This window comes from Staphylococcus epidermidis (assembly GCF_006742205.1).
In the GTDB taxonomy this organism is placed as follows: Bacteria; Bacillota; Bacilli; order Staphylococcales; family Staphylococcaceae; genus Staphylococcus; species Staphylococcus epidermidis.
On the sequence record NZ_AP019721.1, the window covers coordinates 2,048,850 to 2,061,989 of the forward strand.

General features: G+C 31.8%; 13 protein-coding genes. 8 read left to right on the plus strand and 5 right to left on the minus strand.

Going from position 1 to position 13,140, the window contains the following annotated elements:
• The first annotated feature begins 4 nt into the window (after positions 1 to 4).
• The 8 genes from queD (at position 5) to FNL83_RS10050 (ending at position 5,620) form a co-directional block, all read left to right on the plus strand.
• The gene (gene queD / locus FNL83_RS10015) at positions 5 to 424 is read left to right on the plus strand and encodes a 6-carboxytetrahydropterin synthase QueD (protein WP_001830341.1); all 420 of its coding nucleotides are present in this window, start codon (positions 5 to 7) and stop codon (positions 422 to 424) included.
• Positions 425 to 1,138 carry a 7-carboxy-7-deazaguanine synthase QueE gene (gene queE, locus FNL83_RS10020; protein WP_001830330.1) on the plus strand — a complete coding sequence of 238 codons (714 nt, stop codon included), beginning with the start codon at positions 425 to 427 and terminating at the stop codon, positions 1,136 to 1,138.
• 101 nt (positions 1,139 to 1,239) lie between these two features.
• On the plus strand, positions 1,240 to 1,839 hold the full coding sequence (locus tag FNL83_RS10025; protein WP_001830331.1) for a hypothetical protein: 600 nt from the start codon (positions 1,240 to 1,242) through the stop codon (positions 1,837 to 1,839).
• A 367-nt stretch (positions 1,840 to 2,206) separates the two neighbouring features.
• Positions 2,207 to 2,344 (plus strand): hypothetical protein, encoded by a 138-nt coding sequence (locus FNL83_RS12115; RefSeq protein ID WP_162152262.1) that lies wholly within the window; start codon positions 2,207 to 2,209, stop codon positions 2,342 to 2,344.
• Positions 2,345 to 2,939: 595 nt separating this feature from the next.
• Complete coding sequence (locus tag FNL83_RS10035) at positions 2,940 to 3,377, plus strand: DM13 domain-containing protein (RefSeq protein WP_001830329.1); 438 nt, start codon at positions 2,940 to 2,942, stop codon at positions 3,375 to 3,377.
• A gap of 50 nt (positions 3,378 to 3,427) precedes the next feature.
• Positions 3,428 to 3,901 carry a DoxX family protein gene (locus FNL83_RS10040; RefSeq protein ID WP_001830332.1) on the plus strand — a complete coding sequence of 158 codons (474 nt, stop codon included), beginning with the start codon at positions 3,428 to 3,430 and terminating at the stop codon, positions 3,899 to 3,901.
• A complete protein-coding gene (saeR, locus tag FNL83_RS10045; protein ID WP_001830352.1) occupies positions 3,876 to 4,565 on the plus strand; it encodes a response regulator transcription factor SaeR in 690 nt (229 codons plus the stop codon). Before FNL83_RS10040 ends, saeR begins: the two co-directional genes overlap by 26 nt.
• A gap of 2 nt (positions 4,566 to 4,567) precedes the next feature.
• Positions 4,568 to 5,620: a sensor histidine kinase gene (locus tag FNL83_RS10050; RefSeq protein ID WP_025987135.1), complete on the plus strand. Its 1,053-nt coding sequence runs from the start codon at positions 4,568 to 4,570 to the stop codon at positions 5,618 to 5,620.
• A 69-nt stretch (positions 5,621 to 5,689) separates the two neighbouring features.
• Here the strand turns inward: FNL83_RS10050 and FNL83_RS10055 are convergent, their stop codons facing one another.
• The 5 genes from FNL83_RS10055 to FNL83_RS10080 all read right to left on the minus strand — a co-directional run bounded on the left by FNL83_RS10055 (position 5,690) and on the right by FNL83_RS10080 (position 13,137).
• A complete protein-coding gene (locus tag FNL83_RS10055; protein WP_057504638.1) occupies positions 5,690 to 6,796 on the minus strand; it encodes a glycosyltransferase family 2 protein in 1,107 nt (368 codons plus the stop codon).
• 202 nt (positions 6,797 to 6,998) lie between these two features.
• Positions 6,999 to 7,838 (minus strand): aldo/keto reductase, encoded by an 840-nt coding sequence (locus tag FNL83_RS10065; protein WP_054828590.1) that lies wholly within the window; start codon positions 7,836 to 7,838, stop codon positions 6,999 to 7,001.
• Positions 7,839 to 8,051: 213 nt separating this feature from the next.
• The gene (locus tag FNL83_RS10070; RefSeq protein WP_002456926.1) at positions 8,052 to 9,401 is read right to left on the minus strand and encodes a hemolysin family protein; all 1,350 of its coding nucleotides are present in this window, start codon (positions 9,399 to 9,401) and stop codon (positions 8,052 to 8,054) included.
• 236 nt (positions 9,402 to 9,637) lie between these two features.
• Positions 9,638 to 10,810: an N-acetylglucosamine-6-phosphate deacetylase gene (gene nagA, locus FNL83_RS10075; protein WP_001830343.1), complete on the minus strand. Its 1,173-nt coding sequence runs from the start codon at positions 10,808 to 10,810 to the stop codon at positions 9,638 to 9,640.
• Positions 10,811 to 11,184: 374 nt separating this feature from the next.
• Positions 11,185 to 13,137: a PTS fructose transporter subunit IIABC gene (locus FNL83_RS10080; RefSeq protein ID WP_002456133.1), complete on the minus strand. Its 1,953-nt coding sequence runs from the start codon at positions 13,135 to 13,137 to the stop codon at positions 11,185 to 11,187.
• Positions 13,138 to 13,140 lie beyond the last annotated feature (3 nt).

Sequence of the window (13,140 nt, forward strand, 5' to 3'; positions counted from 1 at the left end):
GGAAATGCAACAAATATATCCAAGTGTCACTCACCCATATCAATTCGAACTTAACAAAGATTTTAACTTTTCAGCTGCACATTACATTCCCTTTGAAGAAGCGGGAAAATGTATTCGTACACACGGTCATACGTATTACGTCAACTTAACAATCGCTGGTAATACACTAGATAAATGTGGATTTTTAGTTAATTTTAGAGATTTAAAAAAGCTAGTTCATGAACAATTTGACCATTATTTGCTTAATGACTTACCTGCTTTTAAGGATAAAAGTCCCTCAACAGAAATTGTCGCACAAACGATTTACCACATTATTCAAAAAGAGTTAAATCAAAGAGAGAATCAACCGAAATGTGTTCAAGTTTATCTTAGAGAAACACCTTCAAGTTACGTAGTTTATAGACCAAAGGAAGATCAAGTGTAAATGGCTAAAATACCCGTTTTAGAAATATTTGGACCAACGATTCAAGGTGAAGGTCGTGTAATAGGAAGAAAAACAATGTTTGTGCGTACAGCTGGTTGTGATTATCGATGTAGCTGGTGTGATTCTGCATTTACTTGGGACGGTAGTGCTAAAGAAGATATCAAATTAATGACTGCTGAAGAAATTTATGATGCGTTACTTGAAATAGGTGGTCATCGATTTAATCACGTAACTATATCCGGAGGTAACCCTGCGTTAATCAAAGGTATACAGGAATTAGTAGATTTATTTGAAGACAAACATATTTATACAGCTTTAGAAACACAAGGTAGTCGTTTCCAATCATGGATGACACAAATTGACGATTTAACGATTAGTCCAAAACCCCCTAGTTCGGGAATGAAAACTAATCTAGAAATATTAGATTCTGTTATAAATCAATGTACATTTCATTCACTTAATTTGAAAGTTGTGATTTTTGACGATGCAGACTATGATTTTGCAAAATTAATTCATCATCGCTACCCTAACATCCCATTCTATCTACAAGTAGGTAATCCTTATCTTGATGATAACGTTGACCAACATACAGATAAATTACTTGAAAGGTATGAGCAATTAGTGGATCGTGTAATGCAAAGTAGTGATATGAATCATGTCTATGTACTACCGCAATTACACACATTATTATGGAGTAATAAAAAAGGTGTCTAATATTGAAAAAACGTTTAAAAAATTTCTGAGTGTTATGAAATGATTAAGTTAATGTTAATTGATATAATGAAGAGATGAAGATTTACGAATAGGAGTTCAACATGATTATATATATATTAATTAACATCGCCATCGTCTTGCTAATTCTTGGCTTCGATTTATACCGACATCGTTTCAGACAGCTTAAGTTTAGCTCCATATTATTATCTGTTTTAATCAATAGCATGATTGATATTTTTGCGATTAATCAATTCAATTTTATTACGATGTTTACCGTCACGCTATTTATGATATGGACACTTTTACAAATATATTTAAATTTCAAGCTATATCCTTTTGTAATTTCTGACCAAAAGTTTATTGCTATAATACTAGCCATTGTTATAAGCTTATTGCAATTTATTACAGATAAATCGAGCACACAATCGGTGTACATGTCCATCCCATATTTATCACCCACGATATTTATAATAGGGGCGATTTTACTTTTTGTAGGTACTTTCAAAATAGACGAAGTTGAACGTCTTTCACTATTTCGTAAAATTAAAAGACCAATGACAACAGGTACAATTATTATTATCCTATCTCTCATATCAACGATGATTTTAACGCCCTTTTGGTATGTCTTTTTAATCATTTATAGCTTACTCATTGGTTTTATATTATGGCAAGGTGTTTTCTTCATAAAAGATAAAAAATAATTATCCTTGCTACAGTTAAAATAATGCTTTCACATTAAAATACGATACATCATCCAAACTTTACATTGATTTATAAGATAGAGGTTGGGACATAATTCCTAGCAAAATAGCCAGTAAATGAGTTTTCATAAATTCATTTACTGGCTTCTTTATTTACAATACTTCGTATTGTTGGCTCGCTTTCTTATCGGACAGCTTCAGCCTGTAGTCTTCAGCTTGTCCTGTTCCCTCAAGAGTCTCGCCAAAATACTTTGTGCTTATATGTAATTTTATATTAAAATACTTTAAAAAATATGGCCCTTTCGTATAATTTAATAAATACCAATAAACTAATTTAACGAGGTGCCTTATGTGTAAAGAATATAACATGACTCAACATACTCTACCAATGGAAACTTCAGTTCTTATCCCTACAAATAATATTTCACGACATGTAAATGATATTGTAGAAACAATTCCCGATACTGAATTCGATGAATTCAGTCATCATCGTGGCTTAATATAAGAAAAGTAACAGATCAACGAACTGAAAATAATCAAAAAATTATAAAAAAGACAATTTCTATATTATTTCAATAGAATTTGTCTTTTTTTACTTATCCTGGAACTTTTTTCCCCAGCCTTTTTTTATTTGTAGACAATATATAATGTGAAACATCTTTTGATCTTAGGTCATAAGTGATTGGATTAGCCATATTTTTCAGACAGTCTAATATAGAATTGAGAATATCATTATAGCAACTTCTAATTTAAAAACTTGTTCAACAAGAAAAAGTCACTGAGAAATTTACTTGTCATATAAGTTGTGTCGAGCTCATATTAGAATAAAGAATTCAAAATGAATGTCCTCCTACCCAAACCGTTAATTCTTATTAATTTTCAATATTGACACCTTTTCTTCATTTTATCTCTTTTATTTATTTCATTTTTTATTTATCAAGCCTATTACGTTCTAATAAAACTCTTTCATTTTTATAATTATAAATAAAAATCATTTTGATTTAATTCTTTTTTAAATGTAGTTAAGAAATAGTTAATGGTTATGTTCACGTATTCTGATTAAACTATTCTTAAATAAAAATAGAAAAGAGGAATACATTATGAATACAAAATATTTATTAGCAGTCGGAGCAATTGTTACATCACTTACATTAGGCGCATGTGGAAATTCTAACTCGGAAAGCGATCACGCTAATCACAAAGATAAACAACAAGAAGACAGTAATGTAAAAACAGACACAACCAAAAAATTATCTGGTAATTTTGAATCTAAAAACGGAGAAAAAGTAGAAGGTAAAGCTAAAATTGAAAATGGCAAACTTATGTTAGAGAATTACAAATCTTCTAAAGGTCCAGACCTATATGTTTACCTAACTAAAAACGGAGATATTAAATCCGGTAAAAAGATTTCAACAGTAGACTACAATAAATCCAAACAAACTTTTGATTTAAAAAATGTAGATTTAGAAAAATACAATGAAGTAACAATTTATTGCGAAAAAGCACATGTAATTTTTGGTGGCGCTAAATTAAAATAATTTAGCTATTAAATGTAGGCGTTTTTAACTATAGAAAGAGAGTGTTAATCATGAAGAAAATAAGTTTATTTATAATATTTTTAATTCGTGTAATTTCAGGTATTGTTATTTTCAGACAAGGATGGGAGAAATTTACAGGTGATTTTACATTAAACGGGCTAGTTCCGGTAATTAGAGATAACACAGACTCTCCTCAATGGTATAAATGGTTTTTTGAACATATTGTTGCACACACAACAGGATTATTTAATATAATCGTACCTTTAGGGGAAATGGCAATTGGTTTAGGTTTAATTTTAGGTATATTTGCATACGCTGCAAGTTTCTTTGGAGCCTTCGTTATGATAAATTATATTTTAGCAGATATGATTTTTACGTACCCTCTACAATTAGCTTTCTTTATTATTTTACTCATGAGCCACTCTTTATTGGCTAAGGTATCACTTAAAGAAATCATCGCTTATTTTAGAGACCGTAATAACCGAGGTGAAGATAAGCATGACCCACTTACTAATCGTGGATGATGAAAAAGATATTGTAGACATTTGTCAAACGTATTTCGAATATGAAGGATATCAGGTTACGACAACAACATGTGGTAAAGAAGCACTAAAATTATTATCTTCAGATATAGATATTATGATTTTAGACATTATGATGCCGGAAGTTAGCGGATACGATATTGTCAAAAAAATGAAAGATATGCAACTTGATATACCTTTCATATATCTAACAGCAAAAACTCAAGAACATGACACGATATACGCACTGACGTTAGGTGCTGATGACTATATTAAAAAACCCTTTAGCCCAAGAGAACTAGTATTACGTACTAATAACCTTCTCGCTAGAATGAGTAAATCAAATCATTCTAATAAAATTGAGCAATTAGAATTTGATGGTTTAGTTTTAAAAAATTTAAGCAAGACACTTACCATTAACAATATAGAGATACCTATGCGCATTAAAGAATTTGAATTGCTATGGTATCTTGCTTCTAGAGAAGGTGAAGTTATTTCTAAATCCGAACTTCTAGAAAAAGTATGGGGATATGACTATTACGAAGATGCTAACACTGTCAATGTCCACATACATAGAATTCGCGAGAAATTAGAAAAACATGATTTTTTACCCTACACTATTACAACTGTGTGGGGCCTTGGTTATAAGTTTGAAAGGAGCCGATAACTATTTTTTCAATAAGAAGTCAAATCATTATCGGTGTCATTTCAAGCGTTATTTTAACAACAATTATACTGGTTATTGCATATAAGCTCATGTGGTTTAATGGTCACATGACACTCACTTTAGCCATCACTACTATGATAACAAGCTGTTTAACACTTTCGATTTGTAGTATTTTTATTAATCCTTTAATTCAGAAGATTAAGCAATTCAATATTAAGACTAAGCAATTTATAAATCACGAAAAATTCATTGATGATGAAACATTTCAGTCTCCTAGAGAAATTAAAGAGTTGAATGATTCTTTTAATAAAATGGCATATGAAATCAATAATCAAATGAATATGATAAAAAACGAGCAACAAGAAAAAACTGAAATCATACAAAACCTTGCACATGATTTAAAAACACCTTTAGCTGGTATTCGATCATATTCTGAAGGTTTACGGGATGGCGTCATTAGTGATCCTCAAGAAGTTCATGAAGCATATGAAATATTAATTAAACAAGCAAATCGTTTATCAATTTTATTTGATGACATTACACATGTGATTAATTTAAATACTGGACGTTCTTATCCTTTGGAATTAATACAGCTCGATCAATTACTTGTTAATATATTACAACCATACGAACAACACATAAAACAAGAAAATCGTACACTTGAAGTTAATTTCTGCACAGATATTGATGCATTCTACCAGTATCGACCTCCAATCGAACGTATTTTGACCAATTTACTAGATAATGCATTAAAATTTTCTAATTCTGGTAGCCGTATTGATATTATTATTTCTGAGTGTAAAGAAAACGACGTCATTAGTATTTCAATAAAAGATGAGGGCATAGGTATCGTTCCAGAACTTCAATCACGTATCTTTGAAAGAACGTTTAGAGTTGAAGATTCTCGAAATACTAAGACTGGTGGTTCGGGGTTAGGATTATACATTGCAAATGAGTTAGCACAACAAATTGACGCCTCTATTACAGTCCAAAGTGATTTAGACATTGGAACCACGATGACACTTACCTTAAAAAAATTTCAATTTAAAAAGTAATTTGTATTGCATTAAAAAACCGAATGTAGCTGGAATGAGTTTGAACACTCTAGCTACATTCGGTTTTCATTAATGTACACGCTCTTTAAAACCTTCATCTTGAGAATAATTTGATGCATACGTATCACTATATGTTTTAACTTTATAAAAAGAACTTAATTTATATAAATCATTACTACGCTTGTTGTTTCTATTTTTATTCAGGTTTAAAGCATTATATCTCATGTCGAGATTCTCAGTCTGAATATTAGAGTTTTCAACAATATACTTCGTTCTATGTTTAACTTCATAATAAATACGACCAATATATTCTCCTACTACGCCAATAGACATTAATTGAATACCACCCAACAATAATATAGCAGCAATCGTAGTAAAATAACCAGGTATATTTATACCATTAATCAAAATATTTATTAATAAATAAATTATATATAAAATACTGATAGAAAACGTGAACATACCTAAGTATATCATCATGCGTAAAGGCTTATTGTTAAAAGAGATGAGTCCATCAATACCATAGTTGAGTAACTTTCTAAAAGTCCACTTAGATTCTCCATCTTCACGCGTCACATTTTCATATTGAAATACTTTTGTTTCATAACCTATCCATTCAAATAGACCCTTAGAGAAACGATTATATTCATCAAGTGTTGTTAAAGCTTGAACTGCACGTCGACTGAGTAATCTAAAATCACCAACGCCGTCTTCAAATTGGATATCCTCTACAAATGCATTAATTAATTTATAATAACAACGAGACAAAGTTTTACGTACAAAATTCTCTCCCTGACGATTTCTCTTAGCAACCACTTGATCATAACCTTCAATGTAACCCTCTATCATTTGTGGAATATATTCAGGCGGATGTTGTAAATCTCCATCAATCATAATCACCGCGTCGTGCATTGTGCTATGCTGATAGCCAGCAATCATTGCAGCTTCTTTGCCAAAGTTTCGACTGAATGAAAGATATTTAACATGGTTATCATACGCAACAATATTCTTGATATGATGTATTGTCGTATCTGTACTACCATCGTTAATAAAGAGTAAATCGTATTCATAATTTTTGATTAAACTATCTTTCTTCATTATTTCAGTTAATTTGTCATAAGTTTTCAAAACGACTTCGCCTTCATTATAGCAAGGGACGATGACTCTGATTTTCATTAAATGACATCCTTTTCTCTGAACTATTTGCTATCATTTTATCAATTTCCTTGTCATACATTCTAGTTAAATACTGTGTATTTACATAATCTTAAATTAAGCTTAATAGTTTTAAATATTTTCTTTTATGAGCATCACATTAACTTTTAGTAAAAAGAATTTAATTATTTTTTTAAAGTTAACTCTAACTGATTAATTATATTTATTTCAAATCTCCAATACTGACATTATCAGGATCTTTTCCTTGTCTAGCATTTTTATTTAAACTATCTATTTCTGCAACATCTGTTAACTCAAGATTAAAATCAAAAATATCAAAATTTTCTTTAATACGTTTAGGTGTTTGTGATTTAGGAATGATAATACGATTATGTGCAAGATGCCAACGTAAGACAATTTGTGCAGGTGTTTTATCATAACGATGAGCAATATCTGTAATTACAGGGTCATCAAGCAACCCTTTATTGCGCATTAAAGGCATCCAAGCTGTTACTTTAATATCATGTTCATCACAAAAGTCTTGTACATCTTGTTGGTTAAAGTACGGATGTAACTCAATTTGATTCACCTGTGGTGTAATTTTAGTTTCTTTCATTAACTTTTCTAAATGATGTATCTTAAAGTTACATACACCAATGGCTTTTATTTTACCTTCTTCATATAAATGTTCTAAGGCTTTATATGATTCAATATACAATTGATCATTTTCACAAGGCCAATGAATTAAAAATAAATCTAAATAGTCTAACCCTAAATTGTCCAATGATTTATTAAAGTACTCTATTGTTTGGTCATAACCTTGATAATCATTCCAAAGTTTAGATGTTATGAATAACTCGTCCCTCTCAACATTTGAATGTTTTAATGCACTACCTAAGGCTTTTTCATTTCCATAAAAGTATGCCGTATCAAATGCACGATATCCTGCATCTAAAGCTGTACGGACAACCTCTTCCATCTGCTCATCCGCTATCTTATAAACTCCTAATCCAACTGCAGGCATTGGATAACCGTTATTTAAAATTTGGACATCATTTGTCATAGTACATTAACTCTCCTTATTTACATAGAAATTATTCACTTATTAACATTTTAATACCTTTTTTATTTACTGATAAAACAAATTTGAACTATTCATTGTGTTATTTTAATATAAAGCAATTTATTATTCTTAAATGATGAGTATCCTTATATAAAACAAAAAGTGGGATAGAACTCACTTGGTGTTCTATCCCACAACTTATCTTTTGAAATATTAATCACGTTCGTCATCTTCTTGTTCTTCATTAACAGAAGGACGTCCACTATTAAATTCATAATTTAAGTTGACCCAAATAATTTGATGATTGTCGATTTCTGTAATCGTCCAACGATCATATTCAGTATCAACGAAGTCATCTTTTTGCAAATTAGTATTTTGTGATTGTAACCAACCACCAATAGTATCAATATCTTCTGAATCTTCAAACTCTATGCCAAATTTTTCATTTAAATCATCAAGTAAAACACGACCATTAATTTGATAAGTATGATCATCAAGTTTAACTATATCGTTAACTTCGTCATCATCAAATTCGTCTCTGATTTCACCAACAATTTCTTCTAAAATATCTTCCATTGTTAAAATACCAGCTGTCCCACCATACTCATCTATAATCAAACTAATATGTACATGCTCTCTTTGCATTCTTACAAGAGCATCACTTATTCTAGTTGTTTCTGAAATCATGGGTAATTCATGAATATAATTGGCGATTTTAATCGGTTTACCTGACGCATATTCTGTTAAAAACTCTTTGACATTTATAAAACCTTTTACATGGTCTTTATCACCATCTTCAGTGATTGGATATCTTGTAAACTGATGTTCTTTGATAGTATCTAATAATTCATCTACATTAAATGGTTCGTTGAGCGTAACCATTTGTGTACGTGGCACCATAATATCTTTTGCATGACGTTCATCAAATGAAAAAATATTTTGCATATACGCAAGCTCGGTTTGGTTAATCTCTCCACCGTTATAACTATTGTTTATAATAATTTTTATTTCTTCTTCTGACATTGCATCAGTTTGAGCATCTGGATCAAATCCAAACATTCTGACAATCACACGAGAAGAACCATTCATTAACCATATAAGTGGTTTCATAAAATTACCAAAATAAAATAATGGTCTTGAATATAAAAGTGCAAGTTGTTCTGTATGTTGAATAGCAAATGATTTAGGTGCCAATTCGCCTAATACAACATGTAAATATGTCACAACAATGAATGAAACAACAAATGAAATCGTCGTTGTTAAAGGACTAGGTAAATGTAATAACTCGAATAGTGGGTGCATCATCTTTTCAAATGTCGGTTCACCTAACCAACCTAAGCCTAAAGATGTTACTGTAATACCTAATTGACAGGCAGATAAGTAATAATCAAGATTGTCTATCATTTTTTTGACAATTTTTGCGCTCTTATTACCCTCATCTACTAATTGTTCAATACGCGTTGATCTCACTTTTACTAGTGCAAATTCTGACCCAACGAATACTGTTGTTAATGCAATCAAAAGAAAAAATATAGCTAAACTAATTATGGTCGAAGTTTCCAATTAATTCCCTATTTCTAGGGATTCACCTCCATATATGTTGTGTCACGCTTAGGTAACACGTATTTAAATCATCATGACTCAATAAGTGACAACTACATGCTAAGACCTTCCCATCGTGATACTCCCCGTAAAAAATGTGATTGGCTTCATTCTATCATAAATCTTTTGTTATATGTTAAACATATGCCAATACTATATTGTAGACAAAATAATTTTTTTATTCAACCAATGACAAATCATTTGAAAGCATGATATTTTCCATTTTTAATCGTCGTTTCAACATTACATGCATCATCTATGATAACAATATCTGCATCTTTCCCGATTTTAATACTACCTTTTATGTCGTCTATACCTAATGTTATCGCTTGATTTAAACTTGTTACTCTCCATAAATGCTCAATCGTGTCACCTGTAAATTGTATTAAATTTTTAAGTCCTTCGTTCATTTTGAGTATACTTCCAGCTAAAGCCCCAGAAGACAGGCGTGCTTCACTTCCCTTTACAATCACATCCTGACCACCTAAATCATAATGTCCTTCTGGCATTCCTTTAGCTCTCATCGCATCTGTAATTAAATAACAGCTTTGATTCCCCTTAAGTCTATATGCAAGTGCGATGGATGCAGGATGTGAATGAACACCATCCACAATCATTTCAGTATGCAACCCTTGATTTAACCAGGCTGCACCAAATACACCTGGTTCTCTATGTTGAAAGCCGGTCGCTGCATTATACAAATGAGTGATGTGTTTGGCACCATGACTCACAGCTGTATTCGCTTGATCAAACGTTGCCACCGTATGTCCGATTGAAAAAATGATATCATTTTTCATTGTCTTTAACGTTTCTGTTGCTCCATCAACTTCAGGAGCGTACGTAATAATCTTAATTAGTCCATTCGCTACTTCCTGAAACGACTTTATTTTATCAACCGTAGGACGTTGTACGAATTGAGGATGTTGTGCGCCTACTTTATGTTCTGAAATAAATGGACCTTCAAGATGTACTCCCACAATTTCGGCAGCATTTGTAACATCTTGTTGTTGAGTATATTTAGCAATAGTTTGAAGTGCTCGCTCAATATTGACTGTTGACTGTGTCATTGTTGTTGCTAAAAAAGATGTTGTCCCCTCAGAAAGGAGTGATTCTGCTAAATGTTGTAAGCCTTGTTCAGATGCATCCATGGCATCTTCACCATACCCCCCATGGATGTGAATATCTATAAATCCTGGCAGTATATGTCGTTTTTTTACATCAATAATGTCAATTGTATTATGCGACGATGACGGATGAAAAGGACACTTACCAACGTCTAAAATTTTCCCATCTTTAATATGAACATATCCATTGTTAATCATTTCATTTTCTGTATATACGATGCCATTCGTTAAAACATATTCTGACATGATTGAACCCTTCTTTTCTTTGAATTATTAGTAGTTGACTGAACTATTTTATTATATCTTTCTTCGTAATGAATATCACTTTTTCAATATTTTACTGGTTAACAGATGAATTTTACTAATTCACTCTATATTCTTAATTTAATAACTGTATTTTTAATTTAAGATATTATTTTCATACAAAATAACTATTTAATGTAAATTTATTAAAACTTCTTAGTCTTTATTACAACGATAACATTCAATCTAACCAATGCAACATAAGTTTCGATTCAAAAAAAACGGCAATTCCCATTTATTTTCAAAATGGAAATCACCGTTTAATTCAATTAATTTTCTATATATTTAAAGCATTGTTATTACTAATTTTAAAATTACTATTCATCCATAGCTTGAGATGCTTGAATTTCATTTTCTGTTACTTTTGGTTTCAAGAAACCATAAATTAAAGCTGAAACTAACGTACCCACAACTAAAGCAATAAGAGTTTGAAGTATATGGTTAAAATCAGTACCAATAATGACGAAAATTCCACCATGAGGTGCTTTGATACTTGATCCTAAACCTAAAGCAATTGCTCCAGCCACACCTGAGCCAACCATCATTGAAGGAATCACACGTAATGGATCGGCAGCTGCGAATGGGATGGCACCTTCAGTAATAAATGATAATCCCATGACATAGTTTGGTACAATTGAGCCTCTTTGCTCTTTAGTGAATTTTCTTCTAAAGATTAACATTGCTGTAGCGATAGCTAATGGAGGAATCATACCACCAATCATCGCTGCAGTAATAGGAGCTGCATTTCCTTCCGTTAATGCAGCAGTAGCAAATACATAAGCTGCTTTATTAAATGGACCGCCCATGTCAATTGCCATCATAGCTCCAATCACAAGACCAAGTAACATAATATTAGAGCCTGACAGACTATTTAAACCATTTAGTAGCAAATGATTTAACCAAGCTGCTGGCGGATTAAAGACATACACCATTAACAATCCAGTAATTGAAACTGAAAGTAATGGATAGATTAAAGTAGGTTTCAAGCCTTCAATTGCTTGTGGCAATTTACGTGTAATATATTTAATTCCTTGAGTTAAATAACCTGCTAAGAAACCAGCAATAATTCCACCAATAAAGCCAGAACCTCCAGAAATAGCTAACATACCACCAACTAAACCAGCTGCAAAACCTGGTTTATCTGCAATACTACGTGCAATGAAACCAGCTAAAATTGGAATAATTAAAGCAAAGGCACTATTTTTACCAATATTCCATAATTGTTCGGCAAATGCATTATATTCTGAACTATCAGGCTTAAATGAGTTTGCGCCGAATAAGAATACAATTGCCATTAAGATACCACCCGAAATAACAAGTGGTAACATATTAGAAACACCATTCATTAAGTGTTTATAGAATGCTTTTCCTGGACTTAACTTTTCTTCATTATCGTCATGTTTTTTAGATCCACCTTGCGCTACAAATGGTTTACGATTTGTATCTAAAGCTGTATTAATTAGTTCCTCGGGACGCTTAATACCATCAGCAACAGGAACCTCAACCACATTTTTCCCATCAAAACGATCAGTTTCTACATGGACATCTGCTGCAACAATTATTCCAGTTGCACGTTCTATATCTTGTTCAGTTAAATGGTTTTTAATACCACTAGAACCATTTGTTTCAACTTTAATTTTGATGTTCATCTTCTCAGCTTGCTTTTTCAAAGCATCACGTGCCATATATGTGTGGGCAATCCCAGTTGGGCATGCTGTAACAGCTAAAACATATGGCTCATTATTATCTTGATTTGAGTTGTCAGTTGAAACAGTTGCATTTTCGTTCGCTTCTGCTTCTTCTTCTTTTGTTGCCTCATCATCCGCTTCATCGATAATGTTTAACACTTCTTCAGGAGATTCAGCATGAATTAATTTTTCACGTATTTTCTCATCCATTAATATTCCAGAAAGTTTCGCAAGCGCATCTAAATGCGTTTGTGCTCCACCTTCAGGCGCTGCAATCATAAAGAATAAGTGTGCAGGTTGCATGTCTAAACTTTGATAATCCACACCTTCTTTAGATTTACCGAATGCAATTGCAGGTGTTTTAACTGCTGCAACTTTAGCATGTGGTATAGCAATACCTTCACCAATTCCTGTTGTGCTCTGAGATTCACGATTATGAATTGCCTCTTTAAACGATACAGGGTCACTTAACTTACCTGCTTTATCCAATTGATTAACAAGCTCAGTAATCACCCCACTTTTATCAGAAGCATCTAAATCCATCGCTATTGTTTCTTTAGTTAACAGTTCAGTAATTCTCATCTT

What these genes read in the sequence shown, in the direction of transcription:
- queD (WP_001830341.1), top strand. Translation starts at nt 5, where the DNA reads ATGCAACAAATATATCCAAGTGTCACTCACCCATATCAATTCGAACTT.
- queE (WP_001830330.1), top strand. Translation starts at nt 425, where the DNA reads ATGGCTAAAATACCCGTTTTAGAAATATTTGGACCAACGATTCAAGGT.
- FNL83_RS10025 (WP_001830331.1), top strand. Translation starts at nt 1,240, where the DNA reads ATGATTATATATATATTAATTAACATCGCCATCGTCTTGCTAATTCTT.
- FNL83_RS12115 (WP_162152262.1), top strand. Translation starts at nt 2,207, where the DNA reads ATGACTCAACATACTCTACCAATGGAAACTTCAGTTCTTATCCCTACA.
- FNL83_RS10035 (WP_001830329.1), top strand. Translation starts at nt 2,940, where the DNA reads ATGAATACAAAATATTTATTAGCAGTCGGAGCAATTGTTACATCACTT.
- FNL83_RS10040 (WP_001830332.1), top strand. Translation starts at nt 3,428, where the DNA reads ATGAAGAAAATAAGTTTATTTATAATATTTTTAATTCGTGTAATTTCA.
- saeR (WP_001830352.1), top strand. Translation starts at nt 3,876, where the DNA reads ATGACCCACTTACTAATCGTGGATGATGAAAAAGATATTGTAGACATT.
- FNL83_RS10055 (WP_057504638.1), bottom strand. Translation starts at nt 6,796, where the DNA reads ATGAAAATCAGAGTCATCGTCCCTTGCTATAATGAAGGCGAAGTCGTT.
- FNL83_RS10065 (WP_054828590.1), bottom strand. Translation starts at nt 7,838, where the DNA reads ATGACAAATGATGTCCAAATTTTAAATAACGGTTATCCAATGCCTGCA.
- nagA (WP_001830343.1), bottom strand. Translation starts at nt 10,810, where the DNA reads ATGTCAGAATATGTTTTAACGAATGGCATCGTATATACAGAAAATGAA.
- FNL83_RS10080 (WP_002456133.1), bottom strand. Translation starts at nt 13,137, where the DNA reads ATGAGAATTACTGAACTGTTAACTAAAGAAACAATAGCGATGGATTTA.